Source organism: Pseudomonas sp. H2_A10 (assembly GCF_054680085.1).
Window position 1 is genome coordinate 1,443,327 of record NZ_CP162821.1, and the last position, 22,839, is coordinate 1,466,165.

The window sequence follows — 22,839 nt, forward strand, 5'->3', positions numbered from 1 at the left end:
ACGGGCACCGGCGTAGATCGAATCTGTTGATTGGCGCTATTTAGCGTTGAGTAGCTGACATACATCACACCTCTGCCGATTACCCCCATAGTCGTCGAGTAGGGCACGTCGACGATAAGGCCTCGTGTGGGCGCATCGGCGGAAAGCACCACAGAAACTGTGACTGCTGGAACGATGACGTTTGAACCATCATCCTGCCGGCTCAGCGCGCAGGTCACGGTCAACGATCTGCCGGCAATCAAGAGTGTCGAAGCGGGGATAGACACCTGAATGAAACGATTCGAATAGGTTGCGCCCAAGGGCAGCGCTGAGTTGCAGTTGAGGTTGCCGTCAGCGTTCAGGTTTTGCACCACCGGCGGCGCCAACGTCATCAGGGCTGACAGGTTGAAGGTCAGGGTTCGGACGGGGCCGTTGAAGGCAACCCCGCGGCTGGTAACTCGAAACCCAACCTGAGCCGAGGTATCCGTGTTGGCGGCGCCCGGCAGCGTGGCCAGTATTTGCCCCGTCGAGACAGTGAACGGTAGCGGCAAGGGTTGCCCTGCGTAAGTCAAGGACGCGGTTACGACGGTGCCCGCCAGGGTCACGGCCACCGTGTCGCCGATTTGCAGGCTGGCGTTGTCCAGCCATACGTCCACCCCTGGCTGGCCACTTTGGTTGATGTCCCATTGGGTCACGGTGTTGTCCGGCGCAATCGCCAGAGGTATCCGTGGCATGGCGATGTTGGAAGGCGTCACGCGTATGGCAACTGTTACCTCGAGACTCAGCGAGTCCCGGGCGCGGTTGCCGCCCTGGTCAATGAGGCGGTAGGTCAGTTGTTGTGTGCCGTTGCCTCGGGCACGAATGATCGCCGCCGGCACCGGGATCATCCGCTCAGCCGGCACGTCAGACAGGGTGACGGGTGGGGTGTAAGGCACCGCCAGATGGATGTTGGTGTTGCCGTAGTAGAACACTGCACGCACATTTTTCTTATCGTTGATCTGTTCATGCTCGGGAATCCGAAACCAGACCGGGTCATTGTTGGCCAGGTACTCATCGGTAATCAGTGGCGTCGCCAGGTTCGCCGGCAACAGTGGGCGCGGTGGTGTGATGGAGAGATAACCAAAAGGTGGCGTTTTATGGACCCGCAAGAGCGTGCTGGTGGTGGCACGCAACACATTGTCACCGTCGTCCACGGTATAGGTGAGCCAATACTCGCCCTCGTTGCCTACAAAACGACGTGGCACGACGACCTCAATATCCCCGACGGGATAGGCCGGCAATACCGTGTACGAGAACACCTGGTATTCCCCCGGTGGCGGTAACTGCGCGTACACCCTGATGCTGATTGGACGAGACACGGGAGGGCCGGGTTGCGGCAGCGCCGGAATGCGAATTCGCAAGTCTTTTGCGGCCACCGACAGGGGGACCAGGCCGTCGGCATTGGCAATTGCATCCACCACGATCAGCGGTGGCAGCCTGGAAATGGCGTGACGAATCAAGAACGCTGAGCTTGTGCGCACAAAATCGGCAATGGCGGTTTCCATGGGAACGCTCCCTTGATGTTTGAAGGACACTCCCTTGTCCCGACTGCTCGATGGGCGCTTAGTGGGTGTAGCCAGTAAACACTGCAAACCCCTCGGCGGATACTGTCAGAACTAACAGGGCGGATGGTCCGCTTATTGCCTATTTGGCGCGTGATAAAAAACCATAGCGTTGCGCTCAGGGATTGGGCAAACCGGCCGTTAAAGTAGTGGCAATTTGATACAGGGCAGACAGCTTGTGCTTAACTGTCGGCGTAACGGCATAGTGCCACTATTTTGTAGGTCGGAGTTTTACCCTTGTCACGCGTGTCGGCTGTGCGGTTCAGTCATTTTCTTCCCTCGTTGCTGCTCTTGCTGGCGGGGCTTTCGGCTGCATACGTCAAGGATCTCAACGTCTTCTTCACCTCGCTGTTCAACGTGTTGCCGACCCTGGTGTTGCTGCTCGGCGGTTCGTACTGCGCGGTATACCGGCGCCAGCGTGAGCTGTTCTTGATGATTACCGTGTACGTGGCCTACTTCCTGCTCGATACCCAGACCGATTTCTACCGTGACAACGGCCGCGTGCGCGAAGATGCGGCGGTGGTGTTTCACCTGTGTTGCCTGTTGTTGCCACTGCTGTTCAGCATTTATGCGTTGTGGCAGGAAAAAACCCACCTGTTCCGCGACTTCGTAGCGCGCGGCGCGGTGTTGCTGGCAATAGGCAGCGTAGCGTTGGCCCTTGAGCAAAGTTATCCCCAGGCGCTGTTGAACTGGCTGGCGCAGATCCGCTGGCCGGCGTTGCATGGCAACTGGATGAGCTTGATCCAGCTGTCGTACCCCATGTTCCTGATCGGCTTCCTGACGCTCGCGGCGCAATACTGGTACCAGCCGCGCCCGCTGCATGCGGCGCAATTGGTGGGGGTGCTGGGGCTGTTCTGGATGTTGCCCCAGACGTTCATCCTGCCGTTTACCCTCAATATCATGTGCAGCCAGGTGATGTTGATGATCGCTGCCGGCGTGGCCCATGAGGCCTATCAAATGGCGTTTCGCGATGAGCTGACCGGTTTGCCGGGGCGTCGTGCGCTCAACGAGCGCATGCAACGGCTGGGGCGTAACTATGTGCTGGCGATGACCGACGTCGACCACTTCAAGCGCTTCAACGACACCCATGGCCACGATGTCGGCGACCAAGTGCTGCGCCTGGTGGCGAGCAAATTGTCCCGGGTCAGCGGTGGCGGGCGTGCGTACCGCTATGGCGGTGAAGAGTTTGCCGTGGTGTTTGCCGGCAAGAGCCTGGATGAGTGCATGCCGCACTTGGAGGAAATTCGCGAGATCGTCGCCAATTACGACATCAAGCTGCGCAACTCGGATCGCCCTCAGGATGATAGCCAGGGCCGGCAACGCCGCGCGGGCAGCGGCGCGTCGAGCGTGTCGGTGACGGTCAGCATCGGCGTGGCCGAGCGCCAAGCCGAACAGCGCACCCCTGAAGAAGTGCTCAAGTCCGCCGACCAGGCGCTGTATGCCGCCAAAGGCGCGGGGCGCAACTGTGTGATCGCCGCCGGGCAAACACGGCGTGGCGCGGTGCGCATGGAGAGCGCTGCCGGTTGACTGATGGCGACGTATTCAGCGGTTCTACAGTGATTGTTCGGGGCGCTGGCCGGCAGTAGGTTGATGGCATCTGCTGCCGGAGACATGACCATGCCTGAGTACAAAGCTCCCCTGCGCGACATGCGCTTTTTGATCGACAACGTGTTTGATTTCCACGGCCACTACGCCGCGTTGGGCGCAACCGACGCCAGCCCGGACATGGTCAACGCGATTCTCGAAGAAGGCGCCAAATTTTGCGAGAACGTGCTCTCGCCGCTCAACCGCAGCGGCGATGAAGAAGGCTGCCATTTCGACAATGGCGTGGTCACTACGCCCAGGGGTTTCAAGGAAGCCTTCGCCCAGTATGTCGAGGGCGGCTGGCATGGCGTAGCGGCAGACCCGGCCTACGGCGGCCAGGGTTTGCCGCAGTCGCTGGGCCTGGTGCTCAGTGAGATGATCGGCTCCAGCAACACCTCCTGGGGCATGTACCCGGGGCTGACTCATGGCGCCATGTCGGCGATCCATGCCCACGGCACTGCCGAGCAGAAAGACATCTTCCTGGGCAAGCTCACCGCCGGCGAATGGACCGGCACCATGTGCCTGACCGAAGCCCATTGCGGCACCGACCTGGGCCTGATCAAGACCCGCGCCGTGCCCCAGGCCGATGGCAGCTATGCCGTTACCGGCAGCAAAATCTTCATCTCGGCCGGCGAGCACGACATGAGCGCCAATATCATCCATTTGGTGCTGGCCAAGCTGCCGGATGCGCCGGCCGGCACCAAGGGCATTTCGCTGTTTATCGTGCCCAAGTTCCACGCCGACTCCGGCGAGCGCAACGCGGTGAACTGTGGCGCCATCGAGCACAAGATGGGCATCAAGGCCTCAGCCACTTGCGTGCTGAACTTCGACGGGGCCAAGGGCTTTTTGATTGGCGAGGCCAACAAAGGCCTCAACTGCATGTTCACCATGATGAACCACGCGCGCCTGGGCACCGGCATGCAAGGCCTGTGCAATGGCGAAGCGAGCTTCCAGGGCGCGATAAAATACGCCAATGATCGCCTGCAAATGCGCTCGCTGACCGGCGCCAAGGCCCCGGACAAGGCTGCCGATCCGATCATCGTGCACCCCGACGTGCGACGCATGCTGCTGACCATGAAGGCCTTCAACGAGGGCAACCGCGCACTCACCTATTTCACCGCGCAGCTGCTTGATACCGCGCACCTGAGCAGCGACGCCGGCCAGCGCCAGGAAGCCGAAGACCTGTTGGCGTTCCTCACGCCGATCTGCAAAGCCTTTATGACCGACACCGGGCTGGAAGTGACCAACCATGGCATGCAGGTATTCGGCGGCCACGGCTACATCCGCGAGTGGGGCATGGAGCAACTGGCGCGCGATGCGCGTATCGCGCCGATTTATGAAGGTACCAATGGCATCCAGGCCCTCGACCTGCTGGGGCGCAAGGTGCTGGGCAGCCAGGGCAAGTTGCTGCGCGGGTTTACCAAAATCGTGCATAAGTTTTGCGCCGCGAATGCCGAGCATGCGCAGCTCAAGTCCTATGTGGCGCAGCTTAACCAACTGAACCAGCAATGGGGCGAGTTGACCAGCCAGGTCGGTATGGCCGCGATGAAGAATCCGGATGAAGTAGGCGCCGCCGCGGTGGATTACTTGATGTACAGCGGTTACATCATCCTCGCCTACCTGTGGCTGCGCATGGCGATTGCGGCGCAGGGCCACGGCGATGCCGAGTTCGCCAAGGCCAAGCTGGCCACCTGTGAGTTTTACTTCAAGCGCCTGTTGCCGCGTACCGCGACCCATCGCGCCGCGGTGGAAGCGGGCAGTGAATGCCTGATGAGTCTGTCTGCGGCGGCGTTTATGCTGGAGTGACTTAAAAATACCAGCTAGTCACAAGTGGACCCTATGTGTCTGAAAAGTTGTTCGGGTACACTCGGAGCCTGTAAAACAGATCCTATCGAATCACTTTTCACGTTCTCACGAGGTTTGCCATGGCTGATTACAAAGCGCCGCTGCGTGATATGCGCTTCGTCCTCAACGAAGTGTTTGAGGTTGCCGCTACCTGGGCCCAATTGCCGGCGTTGGCAGACACCGTTGACGCCGATACTGTCGAGGCGATTCTCGAAGAGGCCGGCAAAGTGACCGCCAAATCCATCGCGCCGCTCAGCCGCGGTGGCGATGAGCAGGGTTGCCGTTGGGACAACACCGCCGTGTTTACCCCGGACGGTTTCCCACAGGCCTACAAAACCTACGCCGAAGGCGGCTGGGTGGGCGTAGGCGGTGATCCTTCGTTTGGCGGCATGGGCATGCCCAAGGCGGTGTCGGCGCAAGTTGAAGAGATGATCAACTCGTCGAGCCTGGCGTTCGGGCTTTACCCGATGCTGACCTCCGGCGCCTGTGTGTCGATCGCTACCCACGCCAGCGAGGAACTCAAGGCGGCCTACCTGCCGAAGATGTATTCCGGCGAGTGGGCCGGCTCCATGTGCCTGACCGAGGCCCATGCCGGTACCGACCTGGGGATGATCCGCACAAAAGCCGAACCTCAGGCGGACGGTTCCTACACCGTCAGCGGGACCAAGATTTTTATCACCGGCGGCGAACACGATCTCACCGACAACATCATCCACCTGGTGCTGGCCAAGTTGCCGGACGCGCCGGCAGGTCCAAAGGGTATCTCGTTGTTCCTGGTACCGAAGTTCATGGTCAATGCCGACGGCAGCCTGGGCGCACGTAACCCGGTGAGCTGTGGCTCCATCGAGCACAAGATGGGTATCCAGGCCTCTGCGACCTGCGTGATGAACTTCGACGCAGCCGTGGGTTACCTGGTGGGCGAGCCGAACCGTGGGTTGGCGGCGATGTTCACCATGATGAACTACGAGCGTCTGGGTGTGGGTATCCAGGGCCTGGCTTCCGGCGAACGCTCTTACCAGAACGCCATTGACTATGCGCGTGACCGTCTGCAGAGCCGCTCCCCGCTGGGGGCTCAGGCGAAAGACAAAGCGGCCGACCCGATCATCGTGCACCCCGACGTGCGGCGCATGTTGCTGACCATGAAAGCTTCGAACGAAGGGGGCCGGGCGTTCTCCACCTACGTGGCGACGCAGTTGGACATCGCCAAGTTCAGCGACGACGCCGCTGCCCGCGAACGTGCGGATAACCTGGTGGCGTTGCTGACGCCGGTGGCCAAGGCGTTCCTGACCGACCTGGGCCTGGAAACCACTGTGCTCGGCCAACAAGTGTTCGGCGGTCACGGCTACATCCGTGAGTGGGGCCAGGAGCAATTGGTGCGTGATGTGCGCATCACCCAAATCTACGAAGGCACCAACGGCATCCAGGCCCTGGACTTGATGGGGCGCAAGATCGTCGGCAGCGGCGGCGCGTTCTACCGCGTGTTCGCCGATGAGATCCGTCAGTTCATCGCAGGCGCGGGCGCCGAATTGGCCGAGTTCACCCAGCCGCTGAGCGCGGCGGTCGACAACCTGGACGAACTGACGGCCTGGGTGCTGGATCGCGCCAAGGCCAATCCGAACGAAATCGGCGCGGCTTCGGTGGAGTATTTGCATGCGTTTGGCTACGTGGCATACGCCTACATGTGGGCGCGCATGGCCAAGGCTGCCGTGGGCAAAGAAGAGGAAGATGACTTCTACGCCAGCAAGCTGGGCACGGCACGGTTCTACTTTGCCCGCCTGTTGCCACGTATTCACTCGCTGATCGCGTCGGTAAAAGCCGGTAGTGAATCGCTGTTTTTGCTGGATGAAGCCCTGTTTTAAGGGCTCGGAGGGCGTGTAAGCATTCTCTTACATGACGTGCTGCTAATCGTCCTCTATCGCCACATTGGATCCACGGATAATCTACTTCACATGGACGTCGCGCAGGAAGCGCAAAGCAACAACACGGACACGTAGGATTCTGCCAGGAAGGCGGAGTGAAATGGATGTCAGGGAAACAGTCTGCAAAGCCCCGCTTCGGCGGGGTTTTCTTTTGCCCGCGAAAAAGTCAGGCGGGTGCCTGCGGCGCGTTCATCACGTCTTCCAGCAAGGTGCGCAGCAATGCCAGCGTCGCCTGTTGACGCTGCACATCGCGGCATACCAGGCCGACTTTCAACGGCACCCTCGGCTCACTCAACGGTTTCCACAGCAGCGACTGGCTGTTGTGTTCATCCTGTGAGCGCCCCGGCAGCACCGTGGCCAATCGGGTGTTGGGCAGGCTGTCGAGAATACCCACCATGGTATTGAGTTCTGCCTGCACCTGCGGCCGCCGCCCCAGGTTGGCGAGTTGCCCCTGCCAGATCTGCCTGATCTGAAACTCTTCCCCCAGCAGCAACATCGGCAACTCGGCGGCTTGTTTCAGCGAGACTTTCTTGAATTCGCGCAGGGGATGGTCGTCGGGGATGACCACCTTCAGCTCGTCTTCGTACAGCAGCACGCCGTGTAACCCCGGTTGACGTGGCGGCAGATAGCTGATGCCGATGTCCAGTGAACCGTTGAGCAACCGCCGCTCAATCTCAATACCGGTCAATTCGTAGATCTGCACCACCAGGTGCGGCTGGGCCTTGCGCACACGCTCAAGCATTTGCGGCACCAGGCTGGTGTGCACGGTTTGCAGCACGCCGATGGCCAAGGTGCGCAACGCCTGGCCCTTGAAGTTGCGCAACGCCTCGACGGCCTGCTGCATGCCGTCAATCAACGGCAACGCGTGGTTGTACAAGGTGTGGGCCGCAAGTGTCGGCAATAGCCGCTTGCTGCTGCGTTCGAACAGGCTCACATCCAGGTTCTGCTCCAACTGGCGGATCTGTTGCGACAAGGCCGGTTGGGAGATCGACAGACGTTCCGCGGCACGGCCCACATGGCCTTCTTCGTACACCGCGACGAAATAACGCAGTTGCTTGAAATCCATAAGTCTTTCTTATCGAAAAAGCAGGAAAATCGAAATGGCCGATGGCCCCCGAGATGGCTAGTCTAGCGCCTATTCGCAGGGCTTACAGGGCCGGATCGGGCAATGAACAGTGTTTGTGTTGATAGCGTTTACATAGGCAAGACAGAAAACCCGCAGCGGGTGTTCGTACCAGGCTCGATTGCTATCGGGGTGGATCTGTGAATCTGTTCACTAGGCGTCGCCCCACGCCCAGCCTGGATGACTTGGTTATGGACGCAGCGGGTGACGTGACCAGTGAATCCTTGATGCCTACCGTGGCACGGCCGCCACACGTGTTTTTGCGTGGCCAGGGTTCCTGGTTGTGGGACAGCGACGACCGCGCTTACCTGGACTTCAGCCAGGGCAATGGCGCGAACAGCCTCGGCCATAGCCCGCAGGTATTGATCCGCGCCCTCGGTGAACAGACCCAAGCACTGATCAACCCCGGCATGGGCCTGCATAACCGCACCCAGCTCAATCTCGTCGAGCGTTTGTGCCACCGCACCGGCAGCGACCAGGCCTACCTGCTCAACAGCGGCGCCGAAGCCTGTGAAGCGGCGATCAAGTTGGCGCGCAAATGGGGCCAACTGCATCGCGGCGGCGCATACCGCATTATCAGCGCCAGCAACGGTTGCCATGGCCGCAGCTTCGCGACGCTGGCGGCCTCGGCGGGCGCCTTGGAAAACCGCTTCGAACCCCAATTACCCGGCTTTACCCACGTGCCATTCAACGATCTGCCGGCGCTGCATGCCGCCGTCGATGCGCAAACCGTGGCGATCATGCTTGAGCCGCTCCAGGGCGTCGGCGTCATTCCCGCCACCGAGCATTACTTGAAGGGCGTCGAGCGGCTGTGCCGTGAACTGGGGATCCTGCTGATTCTTGACGAAGTGCAAACCGGCCTTGGCCGTTGCGGGACGTTACTTGCCGAGCAGCAGTACGGCGTGCGCGCCGACATCATCACCCTCGGTAAAGGCCTGGGCGGCGGCGTGCCCTTGGCGGCACTGTTGGCACGCGGCAAGGCGTGCTGCTTTGAAGTGGGTGAGTTGGACGGCACCCATCATGGCAACGCGCTGATGGCATCGGCCGGCGCGGCGGTGCTCGACACGGTGCTGGAGCACGGCTTTCTCGAGCATGTGCGCGAGTCCGGCGTTTATCTGGGCGAAGGGCTGGCGCGCCTGGCTTACCGCTACGATCACGGCCAACTGCGCGGCCAAGGCCTGATATGGGGCTTGACGTTGTCGGAGGATTCAGCACATGCCGTGGTAAAAGCCGCGCTGCACGAAGGCCTGATCCTCACCGCGCCGCAACCCGACTGCCTGCGCTTGACCCCCGCGCTGACGGTGAGCAAAAGCAACATCGACGAAATGCTCCTGCGCCTGGCCCGCGCCTTCTCCCGCGTACGCACCGCGCAGCTGCAATGCCGCAAGGGCATCGCCGTTTAACCTGTTATTCCTGAACCGTCTCGCGGTATACGCGGCGCCTCCAGCCTGACTCTTTTGGCTGGGGGCGTTTTTTTATGCTTATTGCGGGATGGCGCAATGCCAGAACTCACTGAACCCTCACGAGCCCCCAAGGTCGATTAGCTACACGGCTCACACGAGCCGATTTTATGGAGCTGACCCATGGATTTCATTCGTATCATCATCGCTATTCTGCTGCCGCCACTGGGTGTGTTCCTGCAAGTAGGCTTCGGCGGCGCGTTCTGGCTGAATATTCTGCTGACCTTGTGCGGTTACTTCCCTGGCATCATCCATGCGGTGTACATCATCGCCAAGCGCTGAGGCCCTTAGCCTTTTGCGATGAGCCGTGAGTTGCGCTCATTGCGAAAGGCCAGTTGCTCGATGCTCAGGCTGGCGTGCTCGGCGTCTTCCCGCGCTTGCAGGATGATGCCGTGGTGTTCGGACTTGCTGCACACGGGGTCGGCATTGCTGGCGTCGCCCGTGAGCATGAAGGCCTGGCAACGGCAGCCGCCGAAGTCCTTTTCCTTTTCGTCGCATGAACGGCATGGCTCGGGCATCCAGTCGTAGCCGCGAAAGCGATTGAAGCCAAAGGAGTCGTACCAGATGTGCTGCATGCTGTGGTCGCGCACATTGGGAAACTGCACCGGCATTTGTCGGGCTCCGTGGCAGGGCAGGGCGGTGCCGTCCGGTGTGACCGTCAGAAAAATACTGCCCCAGCCGTTCATGCAGGCTTTGGGGCGCTCCTCGTAGTAATCCGGGGTCACAAAGATCAGTTTGCACGGGTGGCCTTGCGCTTCGAGCTTTGCGCGGTATTCGTTGGTGATGCGTTCGGCACGCACCAACTGTTCTTTGGTGGGCAATAAACCCACGCGATTGAGCTGCGCCCAGCCGTAGAACTGGCAGGTGGCAAGCTCGACGAAGTCCGCTTCCAGCGCGATGCACAGCTCGATGATGCGGTCGATCTTGTCGATATTGTGCCGATGGGTGACGAAGTTCAGCACCATCGGGTAGCCGTGGGCTTTCACCGCCCGGGCCATTTCCAGCTTTTGCGCGAAGGCTTTTTTCGAGCCGGCCAGCAGGTTGTTCACCTGCTCGTCGCTGGCCTGGAAGCTGATCTGGATATGGTCCAGGCCGGCCTTCTTGAAGTCGCTGATTTTCTGCTCGGTCAGGCCGATGCCGGAGGTGATCAGGTTGGTGTAGAAGCCCAGCTTGCGCGCCTCGGCGATCAACTCCGCGAGGTCCTGGCGCACCAGCGGTTCACCGCCGGAAAAACCCAACTGCGCGGCGCCCATTTCGCGGGCTTCACGAAACACCTTGATCCACTGCTCGGTGCTCAGCTCTTTGCCCTGCTCGGCGAAATCCAGCGGGTTGGAGCAGTAAGGGCACTGCAACGGGCAGCGGTAGGTCAGCTCGGCCAACAGCCACAAGGGCAGGCCGATGGCTGGCTTTTCAGGCAAGGGTAATCCAGTGCTCAGCACGGGCGACCTCCATGAATTGCTCGATGTCGTCACCGAGCTCAGGCACACCAGGAAATTGTTGGTCCAGTTTGGCGATGATCGCCGCTACGTCGCGCTCGCCATCGATCAAGCCGCCGATCAACGCGGCACTGTCGTTGAGCTTGATCATGCCTTCGGGGTAGAGCAATACATGGCCTTTTTGCGCCGGCTCGTACTGGTAACGATAGCCCTGGCGCCAGGTCGGTATTTTGCTGCGATCAAAGCTCATAGGGCGATCCCTTTATGCCAGACCCGCTGCTCGGTCACGCTGTGATAGGGCGGGCGTTTGAGTTCATAGGCCATGCTCATGGCGTCGAGCATGCTCCACAGGATGTCCAGTTTGAACTGGAGAATTTCCAGCATGCGGTCCTGGCCTTCACGGGTGGTGTAGTGCTGCAGGGTGATCGCCAAGCCGTGTTCAACATCGCGACGGGCCTGGCCCAGGCGGGTGCGAAAGTACTCGTAGCCGGTCGGGTCGATCCACGGGTAATGCTGTGGCCAGCTGTCGAGGCGCGATTGGTGGATCTGCGGCGCGAACAGCTCGGTCAGCGAACTGCTGGCAGCTTCCTGCCAACTGGCGCGACGGGCAAAGTTGACGTAGGCATCCACCGCAAAACGCACGCCGGGCAGCACCAGTTCCTGGGAGCGCAGTTGGTCCGGGTCGAGACCGACGGCCTGGCCCAGGCGCAACCAGGCTTCGATGCCGCCGTCTTCTCCGGGCGCGCCGTCATGGTCGAGCAGGCGCTGGATCCATTCGCGACGGATCTCGCGGTCCGGGCAGTTGGCCAGGATCGCGGCGTCTTTCAGGGGAATGTTTACCTGATAGTAGAAGCGGTTGGCGACCCAGCCCTGGATCTGTTCGCGGCTGGCGCGGCCTTCATACATCGCCACGTGGTACGGGTGGTGAATATGGTAGAAGGCGCCCTTGGCCCGCAAGGCCGCTTCGAACTCGGCGGGCGTCAGCGGTGTGTCAGTCATTTGCGTTGCTCCTACAGTTCAATGCTCATGCCGTCGTAAGCCACTTCGACATTGCGCCGCGCCAGCTCTGCCCGCTCGGGGGAGTCTTCATCGAGGATCGGGTTGGTGTTGTTGATGTGGATAAGCACCTTGCGTTGCGCCGGTAGCTGCTCAAGCACTTCGAGCATGCCGCCGGGGCCGTTCTGCGCCAGGTGGCCCATCTCGCGCCCGGTGCGGGTGCCGACGCCCCGGCGCTGCATTTCATCGTCGTCCCACATCGTGCCGTCCACCAGCAGGCAGTCGCTGCCGGCCATGATCTTCAGCAATGGCGCGTCGACCTTGCCCAGCCCCGGGGCATAGAACAGTTTGCCGCCGGTGCGCAGGTCTTCGACGATCAGGCCGATATTGTCGCCCGGGTGCGGGTCGAAGCGGTGCGGCGAGTAGGGCGGTGCGGCGCTGCGCAGCGGTAGCGGGGTGAAACGCAGGTTCGGGCAGGCGGGGATGCTGAAGCTGGCGTCCAGCTCGATGCGGTTCCAGGCCAGGCCGCCGTTCCAGTGAGTGAGCATGGTGAACAGCGGGAAACCGGTGCTCAGGTCTTCATGGACCATGTCGGTGCACCACACCTGGTGCGGGCAGCCTTCGCGCAGGCTCAACAGGCCGGTGGTGTGGTCGATCTGGCTGTCCATCAGGATGATCGCGCCGATGCCGGTATCGCGCAGCGCACGGCCGGGTTGCATCGGCGCAAACGCTTGCAGTTGCGCGCGAATATCCGGGGAGGCGTTGCACAGCACCCAATTCACGCCGTCGTCGGAGATCGCGATGGACGACTGGGTACGCGCCTGCGCCCGCAGGCTGCCGTCACGAAAACCTGCGCAGTTCACGCAGTTGCAATTCCACTGTGGGAAACCACCGCCGGCGGCAGAACCTAGAATCTGGACAAACATGATTGCTCCATCACGCAAAGCTCAAAACAAAAACGCCCCGGGCGAACCGAGGCGTTGTATTACCCAGCGGATTAACGGCTGGCGAAGTACATGGTGACTTCGAAGCCGATGCGCAGATCAGTGTAAGCAGGTTTGGACCAAGTCATATTCTTACTCCTACGAAGGGATGGGACGTTTACTACCAAGTAATACATATAGTCCACCTCCAGCTGGAGATGTTCAGATGTTCGCCCGGGAATGTTACGCAATTCTAATCAAGTTAGCGCTGTCTTGGTGGAAAAAGCCTATTGCAGCGTAGGCAATGATCAGCCCGCTGGTTTCCACCCGTCGCCGGTGTGCGAACCGTTGGCCACACAGCGCCAGCCGCCTTGGGCATCGTTCAGTTGCTGGGCGGCGAGTAAAAGCTCATCAACGCCGCAGCTTTGGATCAACGCCTGAAGGCGCGCCAGATAATCCGACGGGTGGCCCGCCAGATGCGCGTGCCATAGCCATTCAGCGGCTTGGGTCATCGACAGCGCCTGAGGCGAGAACTGCTGCGCCAGTGCCAGGTTGCCCGCGTCTTCGCGGCTGCGGATCAGCGCCGGCAATTGCGTCAGAAATGTCTGAAGGTGCGCAACGATCCCCTCAAGGGGCACGCTCGGGGATTGCACGCCAAACAGCAGGCCGGTTTGCCCGTTGATCTGTCGGATACCGCTGAATACGGCGTAGCCCACTTGCAGTTCGACCCGCAGGCGTTGGTAGAACGGCCCCTGGAGAATATGACCGAGCAGGCGCCACGCGGCTTCGTCCGCCAGGGCTTGGCTGGGTGTTGGGCAAAACAGCAGTAAGGCGGCTTCGGTGGAGTCGGTTTTTACCTCATGCCACACGCGTTGGCCGATGAGGTCTTGGCGTGTGTGCTCCAGGCTGCTGGGTTGGCCCGGCAGGCGAGCGGCGGCGGACTTGAGCGCCGCTTCGCACGCGGCGGGAAAACCCAGGCCGAGGCCATGCCAGCGGGCGGTGCTCCATGCGGCGGGCTGTTCGCGGGGGGCGAAATGGCTTGCGGCGCAGCACGCCGGTAACGCCTTGAGCAGTTCGCGAATGGCCATCATGGGCGTCGGAACGAGAGGCGCCTCCTGGGGCTGATTCAGGCGCTGGGCCAAGGCTTCGAGGATGGCCGGCATCGGCTCGTGCAGCCCGATCATTTTCAGCAGCCATTCATTGCCGGCGGTTTCGAAAGACAGCTCGACGCCTGCTTGGTGAGCGCTCTCCCGCACGGCTTGCATAGTGCTTTCTAGTGCGGGCGCCGCGCATTCGAACTGCCAGCGCAGGTACAGCGCACCTTCACCGCTGCTATCCGCCAGGGCCTGGCTGAACGTCAGCGCCGCTACCTCTCGACGCCCTCGGGAACGATCCTGGGCAAAAGTACGTAAGCCTCGATGCGCGCTGGTTTGGCCGCGAATCAGGCCCGCGCGTTCTTCCTTGATCGGCGGCCGTAGGAACGGGTTGTTCGGGGGGAGTTGCCAAGGGTGCCTGGAGGGCGGCAGGTGCAGCGAATCGAGCATGGCCTTGAGCGCTGCGGCGCCCTGCTCCGAAAGCTCTTCGCTGTCGTTTCGGGCCAATGCCAGGGCGTCCTGGACCTGTTGTTGGCGAGCATTCAGCAGGGCGAACTCTTCGCGCAGTGGCGTCCAGTCGCTGTGTGCGAAAAAGCTCAGCCAATCATGTAGCAGCGCCTGAATCTGTGTCGCCGGTTCGCCTTGAGTGCTGCGCGTGATAACGATATCCAGCAGCGCTTGCCCGGCGAAGTGGTACGGCGCCGACGCCTGCACTGCGGTGGCCAGCCCGCGTGTTTTCAGCTCGGCGAGCAGGCCGCCGGGCGCCGGGGCATTGAGCCAGGTACACAAAAAATCCAGTGCTTCACGCGATGCCTCGCAGGCGATGACGTGGTGCCAATGCGGGCTGGCGCCAGGTTGGCAGCTATATGCCTGGCCCTGCATCAAGGCAGGCGGAACGGCTTGGGGATGCCAAGGCCCTGACGTCAGTTGCTCGCTGAACCGCTGTGCCAAGGCTTCGAGCTCTACCAGTGACTGCGGGCCGGCAAGGCTCAAGGTCATCTGCCCGCTCTGATAGAAATGTGCATGGAATTCGCGCAGCGCTTGCTGAAAGGTCTCCCGCTCCACCGGTAGCGTGTCGCGGTTGCCCGCGTGAAAGCCACGCAGCGGATGGTCCGCCGCCAAACCTTCAAACGCCGCCACCTGCTGTTGAGCCTTGGCATCCTGGGACCAGGCCACGAATTCCGCGTGCAGCACTTCGCGCTCGCGCAGTTGATCGTCCAACGCCAGGCGCGGATGAGTCAGCATGTCTGCCAACCGATCCAGCCCATCGGCGAAGGTCGGCACAGGCAGTTCGAAGAAAAAGTCCGTGGTGCGTTCGCGGGTGCTGGCGTTCACTTGCCCACCGTGACGTTGCACGAAGGCCATCAACCCTTCGCCCGTGGGAAAGCGCTGAGTACCGAGAAACAACAAGTGCTCAAGAAAATGCGCCAGGCCCGGCCAGGCTAACGGCACGTCATGGCTGCCGGCAGCGACCTTTAACGCTGCGGCGCAACGCTTCAAGCGCGGCGCATGTCGCAGGGAAACCCGCAGGCCATTGGCCAGGGTCAGGTGCTGGGGGTGAGGGTGGGCCGGCGCAGACATGGGCACTTCCGAAACGTAGGAGGTGGCTATGCTAACAAACCGTCGGCAAACCCGCAGGCTCAGGGCTTGGTCAGCGCGCCGTACAGGTCGGGGCGACGGTCTTGCAGGTAGTCGTTGGCGGCGCGGGCGTCGAGGATCGCTTGGTGCTCCAGCGTGCCGACAATCAAGGCTTCATCCAGGCTGGCCAGGGCGATTTGCTGGCCATTCGGCGCGGCAATGCTGCTTTGCCCGCAGTAGTGAATCTCATCTTCGTGCCCGCAATAATTGGCGTAGGCCACGTAGCATTGGTTTTCAAAGGCCCGCGCCCTCACGGTGACGTCAGCGACAAAGTCGAACGGCACCATGTTGGCGGTAGGCACCAGGATCAGCTCGGCTCCGGCCAGTGCCAGGCGCCGGGTGTTTTCCGGGAACTCCAGGTCATAGCAGATCAGCAATCCCAAGGTCCATCCGTTGAAGTTAACCAGTGGGAAGTCACCGTCGCCGGCGCTGAACATCGAGTGATCCAGGTCGCCAAACAGGTGGGTCTTGCGGTAGTTACACAGGCGCTGCCCGTGGGTGTCGATCAACTGCGCGGCGTTGTAGATCTGCCCATCCTCAGCCCGCTCCGGGTAGCCGTACAGAATGGCCAGCCCGGCGCTTTGCGCGATCTCGGCAATGGTTTGCGCAGCGTTCCCATCCTGCGCCTCGGCCAAGGCGCCGACTGCTTCAGCGCCGATGTTGTAACCGGTTAGAAACATCTCCGGCAGCACCAGCACATCGGCGCCGGTGGCCTCATGCGCCACCTTGTGCAGGCGCTCGAGGTTAGCGGCCACGTCCAGCGGTAGCGGCGGGCATTGGTACAGGGCGACACGCATGGCGTAACTCCTTAATCGGCCAGGGCGATCGGCCCGATCTCATCAAACACGTCGCCAGGCCCTGGGTTCTCGGCGTGGGTGCTGCCGCCGAAGTGAGTCATGATGCCCCACACGGCGTTCAGTGAGGTTTGTACGGCGCCCTCGACCCAGGCGGGTGTCCATGAGACGTCGTCACCGGCGATAAAAATCCCACGTTGTTCGGCGGGCATGTCTTTTTGCATAAAGTGCGCGTACATCCGCTGGTTGTAGCGATAGTGGCCGGGCAACGCGCCCTTGAAGGCCCCGAGGAAATGGGGGTCGGCCTCCCAGGATACGGTGATCGGGTCGCCGATGATGCGCGCCTTGATATCGACTTTCGGGTAGATCTTCTTCAATGCATCGAGGGCCAGCTTCACCCGTTTATCGATAGGTTGCGGCAGCATTTTCAGCGCGTCGCTCATCCACGAGTACGACAGGCAGATCACGCCCGGCTTGTCGTCCCCGTTGTCGAACAAATACGTGCCGCGGGTCAGGCGGTCGGTGAGCGTCATGCTCATCAGGTCGCGGCCGGTTTGCGGGTCTTTGTCTTTCCAGAACGGGCGATCGACCATCACGAAGGTTTTCGACGATTGCATGTAGCGCGTGCGGTCCAGGGCCATCCACATCTTTTGCGAAAACAGGGTTTCGTCGCACTCGATCTGGGTGGTCAGCAGCCAGCTCTGGCAGGTGGTGAGCACGGCGGCGTATTCGCGGGTGTCGCCATAGTTATCGGTCACCGCGAAGCGGCCACCCTCAGCGTGGGCAATCCGCTTGACCCCCGCGCGAGGCGCGCCGCTGTGCAGCGAACTGAGGCTGGTGCCGGCCGGCCAATGGGCGCAGCGCTCCGGCACATGACGCCAGATGCCCATGGGCACTTGCGCCACGCCGCCGACCACCAGGTGCTGGTGGTCGTCGCAGTTGGTCATCACTACGCGAAAGATTTCCAGCATTGAGTTGGGGAAGTCCGAGTCCCAGCCGCCGGTGCCGAAACCCACCTGGCCGAACACTTCACGGTGATGGAACGACAGCTTGGCGAAGGCCTTGGAGGTGGCGACGAAATCATAGAAAGTGCGGTCGTCCCACAGCGGCACCAGTTTATTCCACAGTGCTTTGAGACGCGGTACGTCACGGTCGCGGATGGCTTGCTGGATATCGCCGAACTGCGAGCCGGCTTCCAGGGCATCGGCCCAGGCGTCGGCTACTTCCTGGAATAAGGTAGGCAAGTCGGCCAGTTTTTGTGCGTAGTGGGTCTGGCCTTCGAGGTCGATCACCGTGCTGCCGGAGGCCGGGGTCAACGGGTTGGGAAACGGTTTGGTGTGAAGGCCGAGCTTGTCGACATAGTGATAAAACGCTGTGGACGACACCGGGAACCGCATGCCGCCGAGCTCTGCGATGATGCCTTCGGCGCCTTCGAAGGCCTGGGAGCGCAGGCGGCCGCCCATTTTCGAGGCTTCGTATACCACGGGCTTGAGCCCCAGCTTCATCAGCTCATAGGCCGCCACCAGCCCGGCAATACCGGCGCCGACAATCGCCACCTCGGCACCATGGTGTTCGGTGGGAATGCTGCCCAGGCCGGCGGGGTGCTCGATCCAGTCATCGAACGCAAACGGGAAGTCCGGGCCGAAGATGGTGATGGGTTTTTTACCGTCTGCTGGGTGACGATTGGTCTTGCTGAGGGTACTGGACGGAATGCTCATGGCTGACCTTACTGACGACTCGGCGGGATTTGGCCCGTTGAGTATAGGAAAAGATGGCAGCCAGTTTAGGGAGCATAGCGCTCGTTAATAAGACGCAAAGTGTCGTCGGAATGGATTGTTTTCAGTCGTAGTGACGAATGAGTTGGTCAGAGTGGTTGGCCGCGATCCAATTTGTTACTGAGGATGATCGAGGTAGTGGTTTTCTCCACGCCATCGACGCCGCCGATCTGGTCGAGCAGTTGGTCCAGCTGGCCCGGCGAGTCGGTGCGCAGCCAGGCCACGTAATCAAACTCGCCGCTCACCGCGCATAACTGCTGCACCTGAGCCATGGCGCTCAGCCTGCGCAGCACTTCCTTGCCCGAACGCGGCTGCACGGTGATGCCCACATAGGCCTGCAAACCGCCGTCCACCACACGTTGGCCAAGACGGACGCCGTAACCGGTGATCACCTGGGTTTTCTCCAGCCGCGCCAAGCGCGACGTCACCGTAGTGCGCGCGATGCCTAACTGCCGGGCAAGCATGGCCACGCTTTCGCGGGCGTTGATCTGCAAGGCGGCGATCAACTGGCGATCGATTTCATCCAAGACAGGCAAGGGAGGCTCCGTAACGGGGGGCAATGGGCATGCATGTTACAGGCTTGCATCGGACTTGAGGCGGGCGTTCCCGCCGCAAAGCTACGCGCATGGAGGTTTGACCTGATGGACCTCGCACCTTTGCACCTGGCCATTGCGCCACTTTTACGCTGATGTCTTCGGCATTGCGTGGTGCAAGGGCGCTCCAGTAGCGCCAGGTCGTTGCCAGCCACCCAGACACACAAAAGCCGCGCAATGCGCGGCTTTGGAGTTGGTGGGCCCACACGGACTTGAACCGTGGACCAAAGGATTATGAGTCCTCTGCTCTGACCAACTGAGCTATAGGCCCTTAACAGGTCGCGGATTATAACGATGGTTTCTCCAGTGTGCTATCCGAAAAATCCTCAAGGCTTATACGAAGGAAGGAAGCGGCGAAAAGCTCCGGTGGCAGGGGCAGGCTGACGATGTAGCCTTGCATCTGCTCACAGCCTTCGGCGGCCAGGAAGGCTTGTTGCGCGCAGTTCTCCACACCTTCGGCGATGATGGTGAATTGCATGCTGTGGCCCAGGGCGATGATGGCGCGCACGATGGCGGCGTCGTGGGGGTCGTCGGGCAGGCCGCGGACGAAGGACTGGTCGATTTTCAGGAAGTCCAGAGGCAGGCGCTTGAGGTAGCTGAGGGACGAGTAGCCGGTGCCGAAGTCATCGATCGCCAGTTGCACGCCCAGGTGTTTGAGTTGATGCAGGACCTCCAGCGCCTCCTCGGCCTGGCTCATGATGAAGTTTTCGGTGATTTCCAGTTGCAGGCAGCCGGGTTCCAGGTGGTAGTCGCGCAGTAGCTGTTCGATGCGGCCCAGCAGGTCGGGGTGGCGCAGTTGCGCGCCGGCGAGGTTGACCGACAGCGGGCCGAAATCATCGAAGCGGCCCTGCCAGGCGTGCAGTTGTCGGCAGGCATGTTCGAGTACCCAATCGCCAATTTGCAGGATCATGCCGTTCTCTTCGGCCAGGGCGATGAAGTGTTCGGGAGGAACCTCGCCAAAGGTCGGGTGATGCCAGCGGATCAAGGCTTCGGCGCCGATCAGTTCGTGGGTTTTCAGGCTCAGTTTTGGTTGGTAGTAGAGGCTCAGTTCCTCGCGCTCTATGGCTCGACGCAGTTCGTGCTCGAGTGCCACGCGCTCTTTTGCCTGGGCCGTGAGGTCGCGGGTATAGCATTCAACGCGGTTACGGCCCTTGGCCTTGGAGCGATACATGGCGGCGTCGGCGTTTTTGACCAGGGTGGCGACGTCGGTGCCGTCCTGTGGATACAGGCTGGTGCCGATGCTGGCACTGATGAAGAACTCGTGCTCGCCGGCCTGGAACGGTGGGATAAAACAGGCCAGCAGTTTATTCGCCAATTGCTCGGCATCGCTGGGGTGTTGCAGGCCGGGCAGCAGAATGATGAATTCATCGCCGCCCAGGCGAGCGACGGTGTCGATGTCGCGCAGTTGCTCCTTGAGGCGTACGGCGATGTCTTTGAGCAGCAAGTCGCCGATCGGATGGCCGAGGCTGTCGTTGATGTGTTTGAAGCGATCCAGGTCGAGAAACAGCACCGCGCCCTGTTTGCCGGTTTCTTGATGGCCGTTGAGGGCGGCCTGCAAGCGGCTTTCAAACAGTGTGCGGTTCGGCAGGCCGGTCAGCGGATCGTGATGTGCCTGGTAGTCCAGGCGCGCCTGAGCCAGCTTGAGGCTGGAGATATCGGCAAACACCGCAACGAAGTGGGTGGTCGATTGATCGTGGTTGCGCACGGCGCTGATGGTCAGCCAACTGGGGTATAGCTCGCCGTTCTTGCGACGGTTGGAAATTTCCCCCTGCCAATGGCCCTGGGCCGTCAATTGGTGCCACATCGCCGCGTAGAACGCGCTGTCATGCAGGCCCGAGGCAAGCAGCCGCGGCGTTTGGCCGAGGGCTTCGGCTTCGCTGTAACCGGTGATCTCGCTGAAGGCGCGGTTGACGGCGCTGATGTTCTGCTCGGTGTCGGTGATCAACACGCCCTCGGCGGTGCTTTCGAAAACGGTGGCGGCCTGCTGCAGTTTCTCCTGCATCAGTTGGCGTTCGGTGATGTCGCGGGCAATGGTCAGCATGCAGTCGTCATCGCCGATGGGCAGCGGCCGGCTGGACACTTCACACAGGCGGATCTGCCCATCGGCGCGACGGATATGACAGATGAAGTCGCGCACAAAACCGTCGCGATGCATCAGCTCCAGCATGTGTTTGCGCTCGTTGAGATCGACCCAGATACCCAGTTCCAAAGTGGACTGGTCCAGAGAGTTGGCTGCGGTGAAGCCGGTAATGCGGCTGAAGCCCTCGTTGACCTCGATCAGCAGCCCGTCGTGCTGGCGGCTCAGCAGCAGGCCATCGGGCGAGGCGTGGAAGGCTTTGGCAAACTTCTCTTCGGAGGTTTGCAACTGTTGCTGGGTTTCCTTGAGTTGGGTGATATCGCGAACCACTACCACGATGGCTTCGACCGTATCGAGTTGGAACGGCTCTGCGGAGATCAGCCCGGTAAAGGCCTGACCGTTGCTGCGCAGGAAAGGCATTTCCAGGTTGCGAATACTGACGGTCTGGACCCGCTTCAGCAATTCAGGGCCGATGCCCGGAATGCCCCATATTTCCAGTTCCGTGCCGTTGCGACCGATTACCTGCGCTGCGCTGAGGCCAATTTGGTCTTCGAAGGCTTTATTGACCTCCAGCAAGCAGCCATCGGACAGCCGGGCAATGACCAGGATATCCGGGCATTGCTGGAATACTGAGGCGAACTTCTGTTCAGAAAGCCGCAGCGCTTCCTCGGTGCGCTTGGCCTCGCTGATATCGATCATCAGACCGCGCAGTACAGGTTCATGGCCGTGTTCGATCAGGCTGACGATGTCGCGCACCCACAAGCAGCGGCCATCGGCGGTGATTACCCGGTAATCGATGCTGTGGTCACGGTTGGCGCGGGTTTCACGGTAGCAATAGGCTTCGGCGCGGGTCAGGTCGGCGGGGTGAATGATGTTGCGCCAGAAGCCTGGAATCAGCCAATGGGCGCGTGGGTAGCCGAGCAGGTCCTCGGCATGGGGCGACACATAGCTGTAGGTGAAATCGGTGATGCTGGCTTCCCAGGCAATGGCCGACAAGCTCTCTACCAGGCCGCGATAGTGGTACTCGCTGCTGCGCAATTCCTGCTCGAGGGCGACGCGCCGGGAAATTTCCGAGCTGAGCCGGCGATTGATCCGAATCACGATGGCCAATACGGTGCTCAACAGCAGCACGGCGGGCAAGCCGTACATGAGCAAGTCGTTCCAGAAGGTGCGGTTATCGGTGACGCTGCCTACCCAGTGTTGCTGGATAGCGTCGGTTTCGGTCGGGCTGAGGTCGGCCAGGACTTTGTCCAGAATGCCCACCAGCATTTTGTCGTCCCTTGGCACGCCCATCGCCAATTGGTAGCGGTAGGGCGTTTCGCCACTGACGTACAAGCCGTCAAGCTTGAGTTCTCGCAGGCTCCAGACACTGGACGCCAGGTCGCTGACCACCGCGTCCACTTCGCCGGTCGCCAGGGCCTGCAGTGTGGAGCTGACATTCGGCAGCGCCACCAGGTTGAGGTCGGGGTGATGGGTGCGCAGCAACTCGTGGGGGGCGTAGTTTTCCACCACGGCAATTTTCAGCCCATACAGGTCCTTGAGATTGCGCGGCCGTGCGCCGCCTTCATGGGCAAGAATCACCATCGGGAAGTCGATATAAGGGCGAGTGAAGGCCAGGTAGTTCTGGCGTTCCGGCGTCGACATGATGCTGGGGATAAGGTAGAGACGATTGCTTCGAGCCATTTCCAGGACCGCCCCCCAATTTGGCGGCTCGACCAGCTTGATGCGCACGCCCAGGCGGTCCTGGATCAGGCGTACATAGTCCGCCGATAAGCCGTGGTAGCGGCCATCTTCATCGCGGTATTCGAACGGTGGCCATGAGGCATCTACCCCAAGGCTCAACTCCTGATGGTCCGCCAGCCAGCTACGCTCATCATCGGTAAGCGTCAACGCGCCAGCCGTTGCGGTCCAGGTCAGCAGCGACAGCAGTATCACGGTCGGCAATCTGGGCATAACGGTCTCGTTATGGCACGGGGGAATGTCACGAGTGTAGACGGGCATT

General features: G+C 61.1%; 16 protein-coding genes and 1 tRNA gene. 5 read left to right on the forward strand and 12 right to left on the reverse strand.

Features of this window, described 5'->3' with window-relative positions; genetic code table 11:
- Window positions 1-1,817: 1,817 nt before the first annotated feature.
- The 3 genes from AB4O23_RS06610 (at window position 1,818) to AB4O23_RS06620 (ending at window position 6,868) form a co-directional block, all read left to right on the forward strand.
- Window positions 1,818-3,107, forward strand: coding sequence for a GGDEF domain-containing protein (locus AB4O23_RS06610; protein ID WP_017530782.1), 1,290 nt, complete (start codon window positions 1,818-1,820; stop codon window positions 3,105-3,107).
- Window positions 3,108-3,197: 90 nt separating this feature from the next.
- Window positions 3,198-4,970, forward strand: a complete 1,773-nt coding sequence (locus AB4O23_RS06615) for an acyl-CoA dehydrogenase C-terminal domain-containing protein (protein ID WP_065879372.1) — start codon at window positions 3,198-3,200, stop codon at window positions 4,968-4,970.
- A 119-nt stretch (window positions 4,971-5,089) separates the two neighbouring features.
- Window positions 5,090-6,868 carry an acyl-CoA dehydrogenase C-terminal domain-containing protein gene (locus AB4O23_RS06620; RefSeq protein WP_068935649.1) on the forward strand — a complete coding sequence of 593 codons (1,779 nt, stop codon included), beginning with the start codon at window positions 5,090-5,092 and terminating at the stop codon, window positions 6,866-6,868.
- Window positions 6,869-7,094: 226 nt separating this feature from the next.
- On the opposite strand, the gene AB4O23_RS06625 is transcribed toward AB4O23_RS06620, so the two are convergent.
- Window positions 7,095-7,994 carry a LysR family transcriptional regulator gene (locus tag AB4O23_RS06625; protein ID WP_017530785.1) on the reverse strand — a complete coding sequence of 300 codons (900 nt, stop codon included), beginning with the start codon at window positions 7,992-7,994 and terminating at the stop codon, window positions 7,095-7,097.
- 197 nt (window positions 7,995-8,191) lie between these two features.
- Here AB4O23_RS06625 and AB4O23_RS06630 point away from each other — a divergent pair, with 197 nt between their 5' ends.
- Both AB4O23_RS06630 and AB4O23_RS06635 read left to right on the forward strand, forming a co-directional pair.
- Window positions 8,192-9,454, forward strand: coding sequence for an aspartate aminotransferase family protein (locus AB4O23_RS06630; RefSeq protein WP_065879374.1), 1,263 nt, complete (start codon window positions 8,192-8,194; stop codon window positions 9,452-9,454).
- A 180-nt stretch (window positions 9,455-9,634) separates the two neighbouring features.
- Window positions 9,635-9,793 carry a YqaE/Pmp3 family membrane protein gene (locus AB4O23_RS06635; protein ID WP_003176503.1) on the forward strand — a complete coding sequence of 53 codons (159 nt, stop codon included), beginning with the start codon at window positions 9,635-9,637 and terminating at the stop codon, window positions 9,791-9,793.
- A 5-nt stretch (window positions 9,794-9,798) separates the two neighbouring features.
- Here the strand turns inward: AB4O23_RS06635 and pqqE are convergent, their stop codons facing one another.
- The 11 genes from pqqE to AB4O23_RS06690 form a co-directional block, all read right to left on the reverse strand.
- Complete coding sequence (gene pqqE, locus AB4O23_RS06640; RefSeq protein WP_065879375.1) at window positions 9,799-10,929, reverse strand: pyrroloquinoline quinone biosynthesis protein PqqE; 1,131 nt, start codon at window positions 10,927-10,929, stop codon at window positions 9,799-9,801.
- A complete protein-coding gene (gene pqqD, locus AB4O23_RS06645) occupies window positions 10,922-11,197 on the reverse strand; it encodes a pyrroloquinoline quinone biosynthesis peptide chaperone PqqD (RefSeq protein ID WP_017530788.1) in 276 nt (91 codons plus the stop codon). Before pqqD ends, pqqE begins: the two co-directional genes overlap by 8 nt.
- On the reverse strand, window positions 11,194-11,946 hold the full coding sequence (gene pqqC, locus AB4O23_RS06650; protein WP_017530789.1) for a pyrroloquinoline-quinone synthase PqqC: 753 nt from the start codon (window positions 11,944-11,946) through the stop codon (window positions 11,194-11,196). The genes pqqD and pqqC overlap by 4 nt, the downstream gene beginning before the upstream one ends.
- Window positions 11,947-11,957: 11 nt before the next feature.
- Window positions 11,958-12,869: a pyrroloquinoline quinone biosynthesis protein PqqB gene (pqqB, locus tag AB4O23_RS06655; RefSeq protein ID WP_068935645.1), complete on the reverse strand. Its 912-nt coding sequence runs from the start codon at window positions 12,867-12,869 to the stop codon at window positions 11,958-11,960.
- Window positions 12,870-12,940: 71 nt separating this feature from the next.
- Window positions 12,941-13,015: a pyrroloquinoline quinone precursor peptide PqqA gene (gene pqqA / locus AB4O23_RS06660; RefSeq protein WP_003194766.1), complete on the reverse strand. Its 75-nt coding sequence runs from the start codon at window positions 13,013-13,015 to the stop codon at window positions 12,941-12,943.
- Between the two features lie 159 nt (window positions 13,016-13,174).
- Complete coding sequence (gene pqqF, locus AB4O23_RS06665; RefSeq protein WP_460062672.1) at window positions 13,175-15,541, reverse strand: pyrroloquinoline quinone biosynthesis protein PqqF; 2,367 nt, start codon at window positions 15,539-15,541, stop codon at window positions 13,175-13,177.
- A gap of 59 nt (window positions 15,542-15,600) precedes the next feature.
- The gene (locus AB4O23_RS06670; RefSeq protein WP_017530792.1) at window positions 15,601-16,395 is read right to left on the reverse strand and encodes a carbon-nitrogen hydrolase family protein; all 795 of its coding nucleotides are present in this window, start codon (window positions 16,393-16,395) and stop codon (window positions 15,601-15,603) included.
- An 11-nt stretch (window positions 16,396-16,406) separates the two neighbouring features.
- Window positions 16,407-18,110, reverse strand: coding sequence for a flavin monoamine oxidase family protein (locus tag AB4O23_RS06675; RefSeq protein ID WP_017530793.1), 1,704 nt, complete (start codon window positions 18,108-18,110; stop codon window positions 16,407-16,409).
- Between the two features lie 146 nt (window positions 18,111-18,256).
- Window positions 18,257-18,703 carry an Lrp/AsnC family transcriptional regulator gene (locus tag AB4O23_RS06680; RefSeq protein ID WP_017530794.1) on the reverse strand — a complete coding sequence of 149 codons (447 nt, stop codon included), beginning with the start codon at window positions 18,701-18,703 and terminating at the stop codon, window positions 18,257-18,259.
- 251 nt (window positions 18,704-18,954) lie between these two features.
- Window positions 18,955-19,031: transfer RNA gene (locus AB4O23_RS06685), tRNA-Ile, on the reverse strand.
- A gap of 15 nt (window positions 19,032-19,046) precedes the next feature.
- Complete coding sequence (locus AB4O23_RS06690) at window positions 19,047-22,790, reverse strand: EAL domain-containing protein (protein WP_460062675.1); 3,744 nt, start codon at window positions 22,788-22,790, stop codon at window positions 19,047-19,049.
- Window positions 22,791-22,839: the final 49 nt, after the last annotated feature.